Raw genomic sequence first — 16,623 nt, 5'->3', positions numbered from 1 at the left:
GAGTAGCTGATTCAACTATGACTAAACAAGAACTTAACAACCTCGGTAAAGCCCTTTGGGATATTGCCGACCATTTACGTGGCGCGATGAATGCGGATGACTTCCGCGACTATATGCTGTCGTTCCTGTTTTTACGCTACCTCTCGGACAACTACGAAATGGCAGCGAAAAGGGAGTTAGGCAAAGACTATCCCACACCCCAAGGAGGAGATAGGCGCTCACCACTGGCAATTTGGTACGAAGAAAATGCCGCAGATATCGAAGACTTTGAAAAACAGATGCGCCTCAAGGTGCACTATGTGATTGAACCGCAATACCTTTGGAGCAGCGTTGCCGAGATGGCACGTACGCATCATCATGACTTGCTGGATACCCTGTGGAAGGGGTTCAAGTACATCGAGGAGAAATCATTCGAGAGTACGTTTCAGGGGCTGTTTTCCGAAATCAACTTGCATTCCGAGAAGCTTGGCAAAAAACCGGCAGACCGGAACGCCAAGCTTTGTACCATCATTCAGAAGATCGCTGAAGGCATCTCGAAATTCAGCACCGACACCGATATCTTGGGCGATGCTTATGAATACCTGATCGGCGAATTCGCCGCAGGTTCTGGAAAGAAGGCGGGCGAGTTTTATACCCCTCAACAGATTTCCACCATTCTTTCCGAAATCGTCACGCTGGACAGCCAAGAACCAGCTAACGGCAAAAAGAAAAAGCTGAGTAGGGTGTTGGACTTCGCCTGTGGTTCAGGTTCGCTGCTGCTCAATGTAAGGAAGCAGCTTCGTGAAGAAGGTGGAACTATTGGAAAGATTTATGGGCAAGAAAAAAATATCACCACCTATAACCTAGCGCGCATGAACATGCTACTTCATGGCGTCAAGGATACCGAGTTCGAGATACACCACGGTGATTCACTGCTCAACGACTGGGAAATCCTTAATGAGATGAACCCAGCGAAAAAGATGCAGTTCGACGCCGTGGTGGCTAATCCACCTTTCAGCTACCGCTGGGAACCCACCGAAGCATTGGGCGAAAATTTTCGTTTCAAAAATTATGGCCTTGCGCCGAAGTCCGCAGCCGATTTCGCCTTTCTATTGCACGGTTTTCACTTCCTCAGCGACAGCGGTGTGATGGCGATCATCCTGCCCCACGGTGTACTTTTCCGTGGCGGTGCAGAAGAGCGTATCCGCACTAAGCTACTCAAAGACGGTCATATCGACACCGTGATCGGTCTGCCCGCCAATCTGTTTTTCTCCACCGGCATCCCCGTCTGCATACTTGTTTTGAAGAGATGCAAAAAATCCGATGACGTCCTATTCATTAACGCTAACTCTGAAGGCAATTTCGAAAAGGGTAAACGCCAAAACCGTCTGTTGCCGGAACATATCGATAAGATAGTGACCACCTACCAATATCGTAATGAGGAAGCACGCTACTCTCGGCGGGTGTCGATGGAGGAGATCGGAAAAAATGATTTCAACCTAAATATTTCCCGTTACGTCAGCGCCGCTACAGCGGAGGAAAAAATTGATCTACAGGTTGTGAACGCTGAACTGAAGGAAATTGAAAAACGTGCCGCAAAAGCGGCTGAGGCTCATAATAGCTTTCTCAAAGAGTTGGGGCTGCCGCCTATCTAGTGGAAACGAACAGTTTTCAAAGCCTTCTAGGAGAGCTGGAAATATTTTTGCTCCAGCTCCCACGATATCTTGCACCACACTTCAGCCCGCGAGACAAGAAGAGGACGCTCTAGCTATACGAAAAACTGGCTGTTTTCCGCGAGTGAGGCGTAGCGCGACCAGCTGGATTCCCGCTACGATTAACATATTAATTACGGTTTTTTTCATGCAGCCCGGACAAAGCGGACTGTCGCTAAACGACGTAACTAAATGACAGTTAGAGCTAATCTTAGGCGATATTGTGAGTCTGGGGTAATCGGCGAACCCCGGCTAGACACACCCGACGAATTATTTTTCGGAGAGTGCCTGGCGCGCTGGATTGAACAATTGAAACGATTGTCCAGAAGTGCTGCTTTTGGATGCCCAGGGAAAAAGTGAATGGCAGTCAGAGCATTATAGATTGATCTCTATTGCACTCACTCTCAGTACCACGACGCCTGAAACTTTGAGGGAAAAGTGCCGCGGAACACATACCGACTCTTTTTTCCGGAAGGCGCGAGTTCGTAATGTACCGGCGTACCTTTTCGACCAGAGACTATGGAGTCTATTTTTCGCATAACAGAGCCAATTTCCCCAGTCCCTCCGAAGTTTCTGGAAGCAGCACCGAACGATACTAAATCCAAGCTGCGCCACTTCTGGCCATCAAAAATGTAACCATCAATATAGCCGGTTTTATTCGCGCCAGGGTGGAGGCGTACGTCACCTATCGAAGCAAAAGGTGTATTGCCATGAAAAACAACACCAGAAATTATCAACTCTTGTGGTGCGATACTGCTCATTCTCTTTCCTTGAATTTTCTGGATGCTGAATTGGCCGTACAGCTCCACTGCTAAGGAGGAAAGCGGCTAGACCTATACGAAGGTTACAAAAATCTTAGGCAGTGTGTCTATTGTCGGTTCGGGTTGATCGCCCCCGTCTGTTTCAACCGACAGTTGCCCTACCCTATCAGCTAATCTGGATGGAGCCAGTCGATTAAGGTGAGGGGAGAAAACTAATGAACAAATGCCACAAAATTGCCACACTCGCCCCGCTAACAGGAGCGAAATCCAGCTAACCCCAACCAACGCAACCGATTGATTTCCCAGCTAATCCGAGCTAACGTATTGATTCTAAACGTCGACTTTTAGGACTCCGAAGGCAGGGGTCGTGGGTTCGAATCCCGCCTGGTGCACCATACTAGTAGAAACGAGAAAGCCTCAGGCCTTAAGGACTGGGGCTTTTTTGTGGGCGGTGTCCCGTCCTGCTTTGCTTAGCCTCAATGTCATCAATGAGCACATAAAGCTCCGCAAACACTGTTTCGGCGGCGATATTTGGACGCGGATCATTACAGCTAGCTTCAATAGCCTTAGCTTGTAACCGAACTGCCATCTGCTGTGATTCCGTGTAGGACGAGCGCTGAGCAACCAAGGTGTCAGATTCACAAACGAGCATAATGTGGTCTTTCATTCCGTCGTCCAATCAAACTCGTCATACTCATCATCCTCTTCGTCCTCAACCTCTTCATCGTCAAGAACGTCTTCCTCCAGCGCTTCCTCTGCCTGCTTCGCCAGCAGAAACTCCTTACGACTCTCCGTCACAGCGCGCCGCAATACCTCTCCCTTTTCCGGGCAGTTGAGCATTTGGGCGATGCGGTCGATTTTTTTTGCCACGGCATCCTCCAACGCATCGGCTATAGGCCGATAGTGCGCGCTTTCGGGGCTCGTTGCCAAATGGACGACCGCCCTGCTGCTCAGTTTCTCTGCAATTCCTTGAGCCGAGCCGCGAGATTTTCCTTGGGAAAGCGATTGTGCAAGGTCGCCATCAGCTCATCAGCTGCTTTGGTTTGACCGGCATTTTGCAAGCGAATCACTTCACGTAACTGGTCGTCGATAAACTTCGCCGGCGCCTCCCCTGGGCGTTTGCTCACTTTTGCTTCTTCCACCATGTCAGCGCTGATCGATTCGCTCTGCGCGGGCGCAGCCAACTCGGCCATTGGCGCTACGGGTGCGGGCGCAGGCGCGGACATCGCGCCGGCCGGGGCCGCCATTGAGCGGGCAACCGATGCCGGCGCTTCTGCAGCTTCTTTCTTGGCCGCAAAAGACGAGGTTTTGGGTGCAGGGCTGGAATCCAAAGTTGGCACTTGCTCAGGCGTACGCTGCACCAGCGCCAACATGAAGGCGACGCCAACGAGGCTGGCGAATGCGACCTGCCATCGAGGTTTTTGGCAAGCCTGGACCCAGCGTTGCCACAAGTTCGGTTTGTGCGCAGGTGTTTCACGGTGTGCAGCAGCCAGGATGAATGCATCCAGATGAGCCGGTGGTTCGTCAGCCACGTGTTCACGGTAATGCTGAAGCACTTGGTCTTCCGGTGTTTTACGGGCGTCAGTCATGTCAGTACCTCCTCGGCCAGCAGCCGACGCAGTTTTTGCTGGGCATAGCGCAAGCGACTCTTGACGGTTTCCAGGGGTGTTTCGGTGAGGGCGGCGATCTGCGGCAGGTCGAGATCGCCGTGGGCGCGCAGCAGGAACACTTCGCGCTGGTCGGCGGGCAGGTCGTGCAACGCGGTTTCGAGGCGTTGGCTGTCGCGGCTCAGGCTCAGCAGTTGTTCGGGATCGGTCGCCTCATCAATCACGGCGTGGGTTTGTTCGTCGTAGCTGTCGTGCAAAGGGTTGTGAATGCCATGTTTGCGCCAGTGATCGATCAATCGGTTGCGGGCAATCTGATAGAGCCATGTACGAAAATTCGCCCGGCCTTGTGGCTGACTGGTGCTGCGGATCAGGCTCAGCCAGGTGTCCTGGTAAACCTCTTCGGCCAGTTCAGGCCTGCCGCTCAAACCGAAGAGGAATCGGTAGAGGCCTTGGCGATGACGGGCGTACAAGATCTCGAACGCTGGCCCGTCGCCTGCGCGGTACCGGGCCAGTAGCGATTCGTCGCTCGGTTCAGGCGCGGACATGTCAGTTATAAGCTCCTTTATGCGACTCAGTGTTGGAGGCGGTGGTAGTGGTTCGCAGGCTCTGCGCCAACTCAACCAATTGCACGAACTCGGCGCGCAGACCGAATGGGTCGTCGCCCCGTGCACCGCGCGCCAAGGCTTCGGTGTCTTTCAGGCTGAAATCACCGGTGTAACGCCCGTCCTTGAGCTGCTGGGAAAACGCCGCCACAGCCGACGCGAAGCGCAGGTCATCACTGGCGTTGCCGACCGAATCACCCGCAATCGGCCGTTCGATCAAGCGACTTTTCCCACCTCCCGGCAGCTGATATCGCACACGCAGCATCGCCAACTCCCCAGTTGTACCGGAAGCCACCGGCTCAGCCTTGCCATACCGCAACGGCTCCAGCCAGCCCTTCTCGCCCTTGGGCACGATTTCGTACAACGCCGTCACCGTGTGTCCTGCACCGATTTCACCGGCATCGACTTTGTCATTGCTGAAATCCTCACGCTTCAGCGCCCGGTTCTCATACCCCAGCAGCCGATATTCGCTGACCTGCGCCGGGTTGAACTCCACTTGCAGCTTCACGTTTTTCGCCACCACCGCGAGGGTTGAACCGAGTTGATCCACCAGCACTTTGCGCGCCTCGCGCAGGTTGTCGATGTAGGCGTAGTTGCCATCACCGGCGTCGGCCAGTTGTTCCATCAGGTGTTCATTGTAGTTATCCACACCAAAACCCAAGGTGGTCAGGGAAACGCCAGTCTTGCGTTTATCCACAGCCATTTGCTTGAGGCTGTCGAAGTCGCTGATGCCGACGTTGAAGTCACCGTCCGTGGCCAGCAGGATGCGGTTAATGCCTTTGGGAATGAAGGCTTGTTGCGCCATCTGGTAGGCCAATTCGATGCCCGAGGCACCCGCCGTCGAGCCACCGGCGGTCAATTGATCAATCGCTGTACGAATCTTCGCTTTTTCCCGTCCAGAAGTCGGCTCTAGAACCACACGCGAATCGCCGGCGTAGACCACCAAAGACACCCGGTCCTGCTCGCGCAGTTGATCGACCAGCAATTTCAGGGTGCTTTTGACCAGTGGCAAACCTTCGCGACGGTCCATCGAGCCGGAGACGTCCACCAAAAACACCAGGTTGGCCGGGGCCAGTTCCGCGACTGCGCGGTCCGAGGCTTTGATACCAATGCGCAGCAAACGGGTATGCGGACTCCATGGCGATGGCGCCAGTTCAGTGGTCACGCCAAAAGGCGAGCCGTCCGTGGGCAGCGCGTAGTCGTAGGGAAAGTAATTGACCAGTTCTTCCAGCCGCACTGCGCCTTCGGGCGGCAGGCGCCCCTGATTCAGCAAGCGGCGGACATTGGCGTAAGCGCCGGTATCGACATCGGCGCTGAAGGTCGAGACCGGCGCCTCGGCCACACTGTGAATCGGGTTATCCGCCAATGCCTGATATTGCTCGCGCTGCTCATCCCGATAACCCGGCGCAGCCACCTCAGGCGCAAAGCTCGCCATGGGGGCTGGACGGGCGCTGCGTTTGGCCATCGAGGCATCCGCGGCAACAGACTCGCTGCGCACCAGCGCCTCAGTCTTCAGTGCACCTTGAGCCGGTGGCGACACAGCGGCGGACTCAGGTTTAGAGGAAGCGCCGCAACCGGCAACGGCCAACAGCAACCCGACGGTGAAACCCTGGGCGGCCGGGCGGAGGAAATGCAGAGGGAGGGACATGGGGGCTGACCTCAGGAGGAAATTGATCCATTCATCCTCTGAGACGAGCCCCCGTCCAGGTTCGGGTTAACCCGGCTGAAAAATTAATCTCAGCGGTGATAACGCCGCACCACACTGCTGTTTTTCAGCACATGGCCTTTGATTTTCTCAAGCAGCTGCGCACGCGTCAGGCCGGCGGGCAAGGCGTCCGGAGCGAGGTCCAGGGCGTAGAGCTGGATAATGTAGTGGTGGGAGCTGTCGCCGACGGGAGGGCAAGGACCGATGTAGCCGGTGGTGCCTTTGCTGTTGCTGCCGCCCATACCTTCTAGCGCGGATTTGGCGCCCACTCCGGCCGGGATCTGACGGGTCGTGGCTTTGATGCCGTAGTGAATCCAGTGATCGACCCCAAGGCCTTTCTGGCCGTCCGGGTCGTGCATGACGATGGCGTAGCTCAAGGTGCCCTGGGGGCCGGCGTTCCAGCTCAGGGCCGGGGACTGATTCTTGCCGCCGCAGCCGCTGGCGTCGCTGGCCGCCGCCGAGGTGAACAGGCGGTTATCCGAAACACCGGGAATGCTGACGGTGAAACGCTCTTGGGCCTGCGCCGGAAATTGCACGCAAAGGGCGACTGCAACGGCTGCCAGCCAAGGGTTCAGAGAGGTCAATCGGGTCATTCCGGAGCACCTTGTGCGGATGGGGCCTTCGTCGGCCTGCGAACTATAGCCGTACCGTTGGTGCGGTGGCAGTGGGAATTGGCTGAACCTCGGGACTAAGGCCAAACTCTTAAGTGAAACGCCCGCCTGGAGAATGATCATGGCCCTGCACCGCGTCGCCCGTTTTGCCGATGTGCCCGAAAACCGAGGCCTGGAAGTACGGATCGCGGACACCAAGATAGTTTTGCTACGGGTCGGCGATCAATTGCGCGCCTATCAAGGTGAATGCCCCCACGCCGGGGCGCCGCTGGCCGAGGGTGCGCTGTGCCATGGGCGTCTGATCTGTCCGTGGCACAAAGCCGCGTATCGGATCGAGGATGGCGGGCTGTGTGATCCGCCGTCTCTGGACAGCCTCAAGCGCTATCCCCTGGAGATGCGTGATGACGAGGTCTGGGTCGACGATCAGCCGCTCTCGGATCCCCACACCCCGCCAGCCGATGATGAGCGTACGTTTGTGATCATCGGAGCCGGGGCCGCCGGCACGGCGGGAGCAGCGGCATTGCGCGAAAAAGGCTTTGGCGGCCGTGTCGTGCTGATCGACCGTGAAGCCGACGCCGGTTACGACCGCACAGTGCTGAGCAAATTCGTGATTGCCGGGGAAATGCCGCCCGAAGAAGTCCCGCCGCTACGGGATGAACACTTTTACCGCGAGCAGCGCATCGAGCGAATAAACGGTGAAGTGGCGAGCCTGGATACGGCCAACAAAACACTGCGACTGGCCGACGGTCAGTCACTGACCTATGACGCCGCGCTGCTCGCGACCGGCGGCACACCCAACCCCCTCACGTTGCCAGGCGCCGACTTGCCGCAAGTCTTCCTGCTGCGCTCCAAGGATCAGGCGACGCGGATTCTGAACGCTGCAAAACCCGGCCAACGGGTGGTGATCATCGGCGATAGCTTTATTGCCCTGGAGTCCGCGTCGGCCCTGCGCCAATACGGTCTGGAGGTCACCGTGCTGGCGCGCCACGCAGTGCCGTTCGTCAAGCAGTTTGGCGAAGCGGTCGGCAAAGCGATTCGTGCCCGGCACGTGGCCAACGGCGTGGTGTTTCATACCGACAGCGAAGCCGCGCAAATCGAAGGCGCGGGCAAGGTCGAAGCGGTGAAACTGGAAAACGGTCAACGTTTGCCTGCCGATCTGGTGCTCGTCGGCATAGGCGTCAGCCCGGCGACGGATCCGTTTGCCGACCTGCCCAAGGAAAAAGACCGTTCACTGCAGGCCGACGGCGGCATGCGCGTGGCCGACGGGCTCTGGGCGGCGGGTGATATCGCGACCTTCCCGCTCAACGGCCAGCCCCAGCGCATCGAACACTGGCGCCTGGCCCAGCAACAGGCGCGGATCGCGGCGGCGAACATGCTGGGCGGCGACGAGCACTACCTCGACGTGCCGTATTTCTGGACCTGGCACTTCGGCAAAAATTACGACTACCTCGGCCACGCCGAAAGCTGGGACGAAGTCGAGTTCAAAGGCAACCCTGACCATCCACCCTTTATCGGCCTGTTCAGCAAGAACGGCGTGGTGGTGGCGGCTGTTGCCTGCGACAAAGAGCGGGCGATGGCGATGCTCGCTGAACGGATGAAGCAACCGCTGCCGGTGGATGAGGCGTGGCTGTTGATTCGGGATGTGGATTAGGTTTAAACAGCGGACAGCAAAACGCCCGGTGCCTGCGTTCGCAGAGACCGGGCGTTGCCATGAAGCGAGCGGTATTACTGAATCGGTGCAACGCCGCCGAGTTTGCTCATCACGAAGCCGACAAATTGTTCAACGGTCATTTTCTGGCCATTGAATTCCACCTGGTTGTTGGCGTAATGCAATTTGGTGACGACATCGTTGCCCTCCAGCTTGGCCAGTTGCGTACCGACCGCCATGCTGCTGAACATGTCAGCAGTCGCCGTTGCCTGATCGGCGATGAGCTTGGCGTCGGTCTGACCGTCAATCTGCGATTGCACAGTGAACAGGTCAACGAGCATTGGCTTGGACACTTTCAGATTGAAATCCAGCAGCGCAATCAGTTGTTGGGTCAACTGGTCTGGCGGCAGGTCCATGGACTGCGGTTTGGTCAGGTCGAGCACCAGGTTGGCGCGGCTTTCACCGTTGGTGGATTTGAACGACAGATTCTCCAGGGCTACCTGCGGGCCAGCCGCGAGCAGTTTTTCCAGACCGATTTTGACCTGTGCTTCTTCTTCCGGGGTCAACACCAGTTCTGGCGCCGGTTCACCGGCGGCAGCGGCTTCGGCGGCGGCCTTCTCGTAGGGCTGCAATTTGGTCTGGTAGATCTGCATCAGCGACATGGTCGCCGGGATGTCGAGGTTTTTCAGGCTCATGGCCATCTGCGCAGAACCGAACGTTTTGCCATTCAACGACACCTCGCCCACCTTGTAATCGGCGCGCCCCGAAGCGCTGGTGCCCGACTCTTCGGTGTGGTTTTTCATTTCAAATTTCTTGAAGCCCAGTACCGACTGTTTGGCGCCGAAGGTGGTTTTGCTGTCGGTCACCTCCAGGGTGTTGTCGCCGACGTAATAACCGTAGGTGCTTTTGGTCAGGTTGCTGGCCACGGTCAGGCCGTTCAGCTCGACCTTCACGGGTGTCTGGTCTTCAGCCACCGTGGTCAGCGTCAGGCTGTCCATGTAGCCGTCAGCCTTGACCTTTTGGGCTTGGGCGCTGGCGGCGACGTCGAGGTTCAGACCGGAAAACTTCAGGTGGGAGGTGGCGTCCAGCGCCACGTCCAGCGGCAGCAATTCGAGCGTGCCGTTGGTGGAATTGTCGTACCCGATATTCACCAGGCCCTTGAGCGGCGACTGGTCCTTGGCAGCGGCGAACCATTTCTCGGTGGTTGGCGTTCTTTCCAGTTCGTAGTGACTGGTGGCCATGACCGGCAGCCATTTCAGCGACATCAGACGCGAGAACGGCAGCGGTCCGTGTTCGATGTGGTCGACGAACAGCAACTCGACCGGCGCTTCGCCAAACATTTCACCTTCGCCCTTGAGGCGATAGTGCGCGGTGCTGCTGAACACGTGGCGCTCCAGCGAGACCAGTTCCAGCGATGCCGTGCCGTTGGAACCCACCAGCGCGGCTTTCAGCTCTTTGTTGGCGTCAGCGATCGAGGTATTCAGCACGCCTTCGATTTTGGTGCCGGTGTACCAGGCACCACCGGCGCTGATTGCACCGATGGCAACGACGATTCCAAGAAGCACGCCTGCTGATTTATTCATGAATTACCCGATCAATGTCCGTTGTTGAAAATGTGGTCGTCTTCCCTGAACCCTTGACGGGTTGCGGTCACGACTGCGCTGAAAGTGCGAGGGAGATTAGCATCAGGCGCACCGGGTGGCCCAATGTTTAAAGGTTAAAGAGTGTCTATGGACCGCGTGCACGGGCCGAGAGTTTCGGCGGTCATGAAATCGCGTTCGCGGGCAAGCCTCGCTCCTACAGGTATCGCATGATCCTTGTAGGAGCGAGGCTTGCCCGCGAAGGCGTCAATACCGACAACATCAATTCAAGAATACTGAACTTCCATCTCATCCAGCTGGTGATCAAAGCTTTTGAGCCGCGCCGTCCACGTATACACCAGCACTTCAAAATCGCGATTGATTACCGCCCCGCCCGTCACGTCCGCACGGGGATCGCAGAAGTCCAGCTGATAGCGTTCGCGGGCCATGGCGGCGGCGACATCGGAGAGTTCGCGGGCGTTGTTCAGCCAGTGCCTGCCGTCTTCGGAGACTTGCTTGTCCAGTTCGAGGCATTGTTTCTTCAACGTATCGAGGCTTTTTTCCAGTGGCGTGCCGGTGAGTTCGCCCATGACTTCCTGGAACGTGCGCCCCGGTTGCCAGTAACTGCCCCAGAAATAGCGGTCAAACACCGTTTCGACCCGACGCAAAGCCACCTTGGTGTCCCAGATCAGCACCCGGGTCTTGCCTTGTTCGAGTTGTCTTTTCTTGATGCGCTGGCCCTGGACTGAGGCCCAGGCCACTACGACGATTGCCATCACGGCAATCAGCGCGGCTGCGCTGTCGAGGAACACCAGAGCCTTGTCGATCTGGTGGGCCAGCATGATGCCGTAGAAATAGGTGGCCGACAGCAGAACCAATGCCGCAATAGCGCACCAGAAGCCGGGAGCATAAGGGTTTTTCATTATTAGATCCCCATGACCAACGCGAGCCTTGATCGATGAAATCGACGCGCGACGTCATCAAATCAAAGCATAGCAACGGCCTCAGGGTTTGCCGGGTTGTGACGCTTGCGTTCGTCCGCTTTCCCAGCCACCGCCCAACGCGAGGAACAGATCGATCTGGCTCATGGCAACTTGCGTGTTCGCGGAGGCCAATTGCGCCCGTACATCGGTGTAGGTGCGGGTGGCTTGCAGGTCCGCCAGGAACGATGCGCGGCCGGCCTGGAAGAAGCGGTGGGTCTGGTCGGCGGCCAGTTGTGCCGATTGTTCGGCATCGGCCAACGCATCGCGGCGTTGCAGCAGCGCGGAGTATTGCGCCAGGCTGGTCTGGGTTTCGCGGATGGCGTTGAGCACCACGCCGTCGAAATGCGCAAGCGTGCCTTGGGTCGCCGCTTCTGCCTCACGGATTCGCGCCCGGGAACCATTGGACGGCACAGTCCAGGTCAGCAACGGACCAAAGCCCCAGCGGTTGGTTGCCGGTTTGCCGAGGTTTTCCAGGATGCCGACGGTGCCGACGGTCGCGCCGATGCTGATGTCCGGGTACAACTCGCCGGTGGCGATGCCGATGCCAGCGGTCGCGGCGGCCAGACGGCGCTCGGCCTGGCGCACATCGGGCCGGCGCTTGAGCAAAGCGGCGCCGTCACCGACCGGCAATAATTGAGTGATTTTCGGCAGTTCGTTGCAGGTGGCGGTCCCGGCCGGCAACTGATCGACCGGTTTGGCCAACAGCATCGACAAACGGAACAAACCCGCCTGGCGCGCCGCTTCATAGCGCGGCATGTCGGCGCGCAAGGATTTGAATTGGGTTTGCGAGCGCGTGACCTGGGTTTCATCGCCGCGCCCGGCGTCGCGCAGACGCTGGATCAGGGTCGTGCCTTGGGCTTGCAGGTCGAGGGAATGCTGGGCGATTTCCTGCTCTTCATTGGCCGCACACACTTGGGTGTAGGCCCGAACCACATCGGCCACCAAGGTGATGCGTGCGGTATCGGCGGCAGCCTGGGTCGCGTCGGCATTGGCCTTGGCCGCTTCGATGCCGCGCTGCAAGGTGCCAAACAGGTCGAACTGATACGAGGTAGTAATACCGATGTCGCCAACATTGGCCACGGGCACTTTATCCGCCAGCAAGAAGGCTTCGCCGGACTCCTGCAAACGCTGGGCGCCCATTTTCACGCCGCCGCTCCAGCCGCCCGCCGCCTGCGCTTCGTCAACCTGAGCACGGGCCCGGGAAAGGCTCGCCGCCGCCACGCGCAAATCGGTATTGGTGACCATGGCCTGCTGCACCAATTGGTCCAGGCGCGGATCCTGATACAGGCGCCACCAATCGGCGGGCACCGAGGCCGAAACGACATTTTTACCGTTCACCGCCAATTCACCCTGCAAGTCTTCACGGTGGATGGCCGCGTCGTCCGGCAGGTGATAATCCGGCCCGACCACCTGACAGGCCGACAGCAACACGCCTAATCCGACGACAGCCAAACCCGAGGCCCTGCTCATTTCGCGGGCTCCTGCGGCTGGTCTTCCATGATCGATACCGTGGCGGTGCGCCCGGCGATCATGCGGAAATCCGCCGGTACGTCGTCGAAGGCAATCCGCACCGGAATCCGCTGGGCCAGGCGCACCCAGCTGAAGGCCGGATTGACGTTGGGCAGCAGGTTGCTGCCGCTGCTGCGGTCGCGGTCCTCGATGCCGGCGACGATGCTTTCCACGTGGCCACGCAAACGCGCGCGGTCGCCGACCACGCGGATGTCGACCGACTGGCCGACGTGAATGCCGTCGAGTTTGGTTTCTTCGAAATAACCGTCGATGTGGAACGAATTACTGTCCACCACCGACAACACCGGACGCCCGGCGGTGACGAATTCCTGCGCACGCGGCGCACGGTCGTTGACATAACCATCCACCGGGCTGCGAATGGTCGAGCGGTCCAGGTTGAGCTGGGCGCTGTCCACCGCCACCTGAGCTTCCATCAGCGCAACTTCGGCGCGAGCGACCCGCGACTGGCTTTCTTCCAGTTGCTCGCCCGGCACCAGATTGCCCAGGCCGCGGTTACGCTTGGCTTCACGTTGCGCCTGGGCCAGGGTTTCCTGACGGTCGGCGACCGCCGCTTTCGCCTGACGCAAAGCCAGTTTGAATCGGTCCTGGTCGATGCTGAACAGCACTTGGCCGCGTTTCACCAATTGGTTGTCACGCACCTGCACTTGCTGGATCAGCCCGGAAACGTCCGGCGCGATCTGCACGATGTCGGCGCGGATGTGCCCGTCCCGGGTCCAGGGCGCGAACATGTAATACATCACCATGCGCCAGACCACGACGACGGCGAAGGTCACGATCAGCAAGGTCAGGACCACGCGACCGAGGGTCAAAAAAGGTTTTTTCATGTCATCAGGTATCGACTGAGTGAGTCCACGGCACCAAGCAGCAAGGCGTAGAGAGCCACGTTAAACAATGCCCGGTGCCAGACCAGACGGTAAAAGTGCAGGCGTGTCAGCAGCCCGTGCACCAACAGGAACAACAGATACGTAATGCCCATCAGCACCAGCAACGTGGGCAGGAAGACCCCGCTGATATCCAGATCACCGATCATAAAGGCGCTCCATCGATGCCATGGGGAAGCGGTTCTTCGAGTTCGCCCAAGGCGACGAATTCCACCCCTGGCAGCAGCGACAGGCGCAGGCCGCTCAGGGCATGCAACAGGTGCAGACGCGCGCCGTCATCGCACTCGGTGTTGAGGGCGCGGCGGGTGCGGTCGAGGGTCATCAGCAGCGGGCTCGGTGCCGGCAATCGCTCGCCCGCCTTCAGGCACGCCTTGAAATACTCGCCAACCTCGGCCACTACTTGATGCAGCAGCACTTGCGGGGCGCCGAGCACTCGCGGCGTGTAAGCCAGCAAGTCGAGCAGGTTCAGCGCTACGCGCACTTCCCGCAGCGCGATGCCGGTGTCTTGCCCGGTCATGGCCAGGCGCGGCAGATGCTGCATCAGGCGATCGAGCATCTGCACGCCCAAGTGCCGGTGTTCGGCCAGCGTGGCCGGCTCGGTCAGGCTGACGATGTCGCGCCAGCTGAAACGGGTCAGGCGCTTGGCCGCCAGTTCCGCACCGAATGGCCGGGCGATCAGCGTCCAGACAAAGGCAAACAGCAAGCCGACGGGGCCGGCGAGGTTGGAGTTGGCGAAGCTGAGGAAATCCGCGTCGTAAGCGCCCTGAATGCTGATGAACGACGAGGTGTTGACCAGCGTCAGCAGCATGCCCAGGTAAAACTGCGGCTTGACCGTCAGGGTGCCGATGCAAATGAACGGCACAGAAAACGCCAGCACCAGCATCGGAAAATCATGCAGGTTGGGCAGGATCAGGAACAGATAAAGACTGGCGAACAACACCGACATCGCGGTCCAGAAAAAGAACCGGAAAATCTGCGGCGCCGGGTCGTCCATCGAGGCGAAGAAGCTGCACGCCACCGCCGCCAGAATCACCGCAGCGCCGCCATCGGTCCAGCCGAGCAGGATCCATAGCACCGAGGCGACAATAATCGCGGTCACCGTGGACGCCGCCGAATAAAGCATCAGCCCCCGGTCGAGAAACGGCGACAGGCGGCCCAGGCGCCAGTGCCGATACACCGCGCGCCAGCTGTCCTGGCTTTCGCATTGAATGGCGTATTGCAGGCTGCGGCAGTCTTGCCACAAGTCGATCCACTCGCCGAGGCGATACAGGGCGTTGGAAAACAGCAGTTGCTTGCGGCCATTCAGCGCTTCGGCGGACGGTTGCAAGGCCTCAAGTTGATCTTTCAGCGCCTGCCAGCGGCCGAGGTCGGCATCCTTGTGATTCAGCCATTCGGTGGTCGCCGTCAGCAGCGGCGCGAACTTATCCACAAGCTCGGGCGTTCTGCGTTCGAGGGCATAGAGCGCGTCGTCGAGGGCATCGATCACGGGCAGCAGGTGAATCATGCGGCCGCGCAGTTCCTTGGTATTACGCACCGTCTGCGGCCGCGCGCCTTCGTGGGGCAGCTGGCCGATCATCAATTCCAGGCTGTTGAACGTCGCCACCATCGCCGAGCGCAAGGCGCTGACTTCATCAGGTTGCACGTCGCGGCTGAGGAAACGCAGGCTGTAAGTCGAGGCATCGGCGAACCATTTGTTCACCGAATCGTTGAACACCGGCGCCAGCCGCCGGGGCCAGAACATGGCACCGACCACGGCCGCCACCGCGATGCCGAGAAAGATTTCTTCGGTTCGCGCTTCCGCGACATCCCACACCGCCAACGGGTTATCCACAACCGGCAGAGCGATCAGCGGCAGGGTGTAACCGGCAAGCATCAGCGCATAACTGTTGGCCGTGCGCAGATGCAAAGACAGGAACAGCAACGTCCCCGTCCACAGCGCGATCACGACCACCAGCACATACGGGCTCTGGACAAACATCGGCACGAAAAAAACCGCGGCCGCCGCACCGAGCAAGGTGCCGACCGCCCGGTACAACGCCTTGGAACTGGTGGGGCCGACAAAAGGGCTGGAAACGATATACACCGTGGCCATCGCCCAATACGGACGCGGCATTTGCATGAGCATGGCGATGTACAGCGCAATCATCGACGCCGCGAACGTGCGCACTCCGTAGAACCAGTCCCGCGCCGGAGGAACGCCGGTGAAAAATCCGCTCAAGGGTTGGCCACCGATGGCGGGTTGGCCGCTTCAAAGGCTAGCAGCACCCGCAACGTCGCTTCCAGATCACTGCGGTCGATCCCTTCGAGCACCTCATTGCGCAAACGCACCAGCTCGATTTCGACAGCCTGCACCAACTCCCGACCGGTTTCGGTGAGGCTCAGGCATTTGGCGCGGCGGTCATGGACGTCTTCAGTGCGACAGACGTAACCGGCGTGACACAGCTGATCGAGCAGACGCACCAGCGACGGACTCTCCATCCCAGCCGCCTGCGCCACCGTCACCTGTCGCACACCCTCGCCCAGGCGCCCGATCATCAACAACGGGACGGCGCAGGCTTCGGAAATCCCATAGTTGACCAGCGTGGTCTGGCAGATCTTCCGCCAATGCCGCGCGGCCACCACCATGGAGCTGCTGATGTTCATCTGGAGAGCGTCGAGGTTTTTCGGCACGAGGGGAAATGCACACTGTTAGTTTGCTAACTATCAATATGGCATTGGAGGGGAAAGTTGGTCAAGTTTTGAAACAATTCTGTAGCCGGACGGACCGTTTTACGACATTCAACCGGACCCCTGGTTGAAATCGCCCAGACGCACCAGCATCGTTTCGAAAAGCTCTGCCGAAACCAGAGAGGCCTTGATCTGATTTTTTTCAATCACCGCCACAGGCCTGTCTTGCGCCTCACGCACTATAGTTCCTGCGTTTTTCGCGAGTTCAGAGATGCTGATGACTCTTTCTGCCAAAACACGCTGCATGACTCGGTCTCATGGTTGGACTCAACGCCATGAAAGCTACTTCAGCTCAGG

General features: G+C 58.6%; 17 protein-coding genes. 2 read left to right on the top strand and 15 right to left on the bottom strand.

What is annotated here, in order from left to right; genetic code table 11:
* Positions 1-17: 17 nt before the first annotated feature.
* Positions 18-1,634 (top strand): type I restriction-modification system subunit M, encoded by a 1,617-nt coding sequence (locus tag JIO00_RS00885; protein WP_200667421.1) that lies wholly within the window; start codon positions 18-20, stop codon positions 1,632-1,634.
* A 461-nt stretch (positions 1,635-2,095) separates the two neighbouring features.
* On the opposite strand, the gene JIO00_RS00880 is transcribed toward JIO00_RS00885, so the two are convergent.
* The 7 genes from JIO00_RS00880 to JIO00_RS00850 all read right to left on the bottom strand — a co-directional run bounded on the left by JIO00_RS00880 (position 2,096) and on the right by JIO00_RS00850 (position 6,959).
* On the bottom strand, positions 2,096-2,452 hold the full coding sequence (locus tag JIO00_RS00880; protein WP_200667419.1) for a hypothetical protein: 357 nt from the start codon (positions 2,450-2,452) through the stop codon (positions 2,096-2,098).
* A gap of 424 nt (positions 2,453-2,876) precedes the next feature.
* Positions 2,877-3,119, bottom strand: coding sequence for a hypothetical protein (locus JIO00_RS00875; protein WP_077747473.1), 243 nt, complete (start codon positions 3,117-3,119; stop codon positions 2,877-2,879).
* Positions 3,116-3,382 carry a hypothetical protein gene (locus tag JIO00_RS00870; RefSeq protein ID WP_154502514.1) on the bottom strand — a complete coding sequence of 89 codons (267 nt, stop codon included), beginning with the start codon at positions 3,380-3,382 and terminating at the stop codon, positions 3,116-3,118. Before JIO00_RS00870 ends, JIO00_RS00875 begins: the two co-directional genes overlap by 4 nt.
* A 20-nt stretch (positions 3,383-3,402) precedes the next feature.
* Positions 3,403-4,041: a hypothetical protein gene (locus JIO00_RS00865; RefSeq protein ID WP_200667417.1), complete on the bottom strand. Its 639-nt coding sequence runs from the start codon at positions 4,039-4,041 to the stop codon at positions 3,403-3,405.
* Positions 4,038-4,604, bottom strand: a complete 567-nt coding sequence (locus JIO00_RS00860) for an RNA polymerase sigma factor (protein ID WP_010464876.1) — start codon at positions 4,602-4,604, stop codon at positions 4,038-4,040. Before JIO00_RS00860 ends, JIO00_RS00865 begins: the two co-directional genes overlap by 4 nt.
* Before the next feature lies 1 nt (position 4,605).
* Positions 4,606-6,309, bottom strand: a complete 1,704-nt coding sequence (locus JIO00_RS00855; protein WP_200667415.1) for a vWA domain-containing protein — start codon at positions 6,307-6,309, stop codon at positions 4,606-4,608.
* Between the two features lie 89 nt (positions 6,310-6,398).
* On the bottom strand, positions 6,399-6,959 hold the full coding sequence (locus JIO00_RS00850; protein ID WP_010464881.1) for a YbhB/YbcL family Raf kinase inhibitor-like protein: 561 nt from the start codon (positions 6,957-6,959) through the stop codon (positions 6,399-6,401).
* 139 nt (positions 6,960-7,098) lie between these two features.
* Between JIO00_RS00850 and JIO00_RS00845 the strand changes: the two genes are divergently transcribed.
* Positions 7,099-8,628: an apoptosis inducing factor family protein gene (locus JIO00_RS00845; protein WP_200667413.1), complete on the top strand. Its 1,530-nt coding sequence runs from the start codon at positions 7,099-7,101 to the stop codon at positions 8,626-8,628.
* 74 nt (positions 8,629-8,702) lie between these two features.
* Here JIO00_RS00845 and JIO00_RS00840 read toward each other — a convergent pair whose 3' ends face one another.
* The 8 genes from JIO00_RS00840 to JIO00_RS00805 form a co-directional block, all read right to left on the bottom strand.
* A complete protein-coding gene (locus tag JIO00_RS00840; protein ID WP_083375309.1) occupies positions 8,703-10,208 on the bottom strand; it encodes a YdgA family protein in 1,506 nt (501 codons plus the stop codon).
* 284 nt (positions 10,209-10,492) lie between these two features.
* Positions 10,493-11,128, bottom strand: a complete 636-nt coding sequence (locus JIO00_RS00835; protein WP_010464887.1) for a hypothetical protein — start codon at positions 11,126-11,128, stop codon at positions 10,493-10,495.
* 81 nt (positions 11,129-11,209) lie between these two features.
* Positions 11,210-12,658 (bottom strand): efflux transporter outer membrane subunit, encoded by a 1,449-nt coding sequence (locus JIO00_RS00830; protein ID WP_200667411.1) that lies wholly within the window; start codon positions 12,656-12,658, stop codon positions 11,210-11,212.
* A complete protein-coding gene (locus tag JIO00_RS00825) occupies positions 12,655-13,542 on the bottom strand; it encodes an efflux RND transporter periplasmic adaptor subunit (RefSeq protein ID WP_010464891.1) in 888 nt (295 codons plus the stop codon). Before JIO00_RS00825 ends, JIO00_RS00830 begins: the two co-directional genes overlap by 4 nt.
* A complete protein-coding gene (locus JIO00_RS00820) occupies positions 13,539-13,748 on the bottom strand; it encodes a DUF1656 domain-containing protein (RefSeq protein ID WP_010464893.1) in 210 nt (69 codons plus the stop codon). Before JIO00_RS00820 ends, JIO00_RS00825 begins: the two co-directional genes overlap by 4 nt.
* Positions 13,745-15,817 carry an FUSC family protein gene (locus JIO00_RS00815; protein ID WP_010464895.1) on the bottom strand — a complete coding sequence of 691 codons (2,073 nt, stop codon included), beginning with the start codon at positions 15,815-15,817 and terminating at the stop codon, positions 13,745-13,747. The genes JIO00_RS00820 and JIO00_RS00815 overlap by 4 nt, the downstream gene beginning before the upstream one ends.
* Complete coding sequence (locus JIO00_RS00810) at positions 15,814-16,242, bottom strand: MarR family winged helix-turn-helix transcriptional regulator (RefSeq protein ID WP_200667409.1); 429 nt, start codon at positions 16,240-16,242, stop codon at positions 15,814-15,816. Before JIO00_RS00810 ends, JIO00_RS00815 begins: the two co-directional genes overlap by 4 nt.
* A gap of 135 nt (positions 16,243-16,377) precedes the next feature.
* Positions 16,378-16,572 (bottom strand): prevent-host-death family protein, encoded by a 195-nt coding sequence (locus tag JIO00_RS00805; protein ID WP_010464899.1) that lies wholly within the window; start codon positions 16,570-16,572, stop codon positions 16,378-16,380.
* Positions 16,573-16,623 lie beyond the last annotated feature (51 nt).

This window comes from Pseudomonas sp. SW-3, from assembly GCF_016615645.1.
Taxonomy (GTDB): domain Bacteria; phylum Pseudomonadota; class Gammaproteobacteria; order Pseudomonadales; family Pseudomonadaceae; genus Aquipseudomonas; species Aquipseudomonas mandelii.
Note: the sequence above shows the minus strand (reverse complement) of the source record. Positions and strands in the feature narration are given on the sequence as shown.

Coding starts and splice junctions, on each gene's coding strand:
- JIO00_RS00885 (WP_200667421.1), top strand. CDS start 18: ATGACTAAACAAGAACTTAACAACCTCGGTAAAGCCCTTTGGGATATT.
- JIO00_RS00880 (WP_200667419.1), bottom strand. CDS start 2,452: ATGAGCAGTATCGCACCACAAGAGTTGATAATTTCTGGTGTTGTTTTT.
- JIO00_RS00875 (WP_077747473.1), bottom strand. CDS start 3,119: ATGAAAGACCACATTATGCTCGTTTGTGAATCTGACACCTTGGTTGCT.
- JIO00_RS00865 (WP_200667417.1), bottom strand. CDS start 4,041: ATGACTGACGCCCGTAAAACACCGGAAGACCAAGTGCTTCAGCATTAC.
- JIO00_RS00860 (WP_010464876.1), bottom strand. CDS start 4,604: ATGTCCGCGCCTGAACCGAGCGACGAATCGCTACTGGCCCGGTACCGC.
- JIO00_RS00855 (WP_200667415.1), bottom strand. CDS start 6,309: ATGTCCCTCCCTCTGCATTTCCTCCGCCCGGCCGCCCAGGGTTTCACC.
- JIO00_RS00850 (WP_010464881.1), bottom strand. CDS start 6,959: ATGACCCGATTGACCTCTCTGAACCCTTGGCTGGCAGCCGTTGCAGTC.
- JIO00_RS00845 (WP_200667413.1), top strand. CDS start 7,099: ATGGCCCTGCACCGCGTCGCCCGTTTTGCCGATGTGCCCGAAAACCGA.
- JIO00_RS00840 (WP_083375309.1), bottom strand. CDS start 10,208: ATGAATAAATCAGCAGGCGTGCTTCTTGGAATCGTCGTTGCCATCGGT.
- JIO00_RS00835 (WP_010464887.1), bottom strand. CDS start 11,128: ATGAAAAACCCTTATGCTCCCGGCTTCTGGTGCGCTATTGCGGCATTG.
- JIO00_RS00830 (WP_200667411.1), bottom strand. CDS start 12,658: ATGAGCAGGGCCTCGGGTTTGGCTGTCGTCGGATTAGGCGTGTTGCTG.
- JIO00_RS00825 (WP_010464891.1), bottom strand. CDS start 13,542: ATGAAAAAACCTTTTTTGACCCTCGGTCGCGTGGTCCTGACCTTGCTG.
- JIO00_RS00820 (WP_010464893.1), bottom strand. CDS start 13,748: ATGATCGGTGATCTGGATATCAGCGGGGTCTTCCTGCCCACGTTGCTG.
- JIO00_RS00810 (WP_200667409.1), bottom strand. CDS start 16,242: ATGAACATCAGCAGCTCCATGGTGGTGGCCGCGCGGCATTGGCGGAAG.
- JIO00_RS00805 (WP_010464899.1), bottom strand. CDS start 16,572: ATGCAGCGTGTTTTGGCAGAAAGAGTCATCAGCATCTCTGAACTCGCG.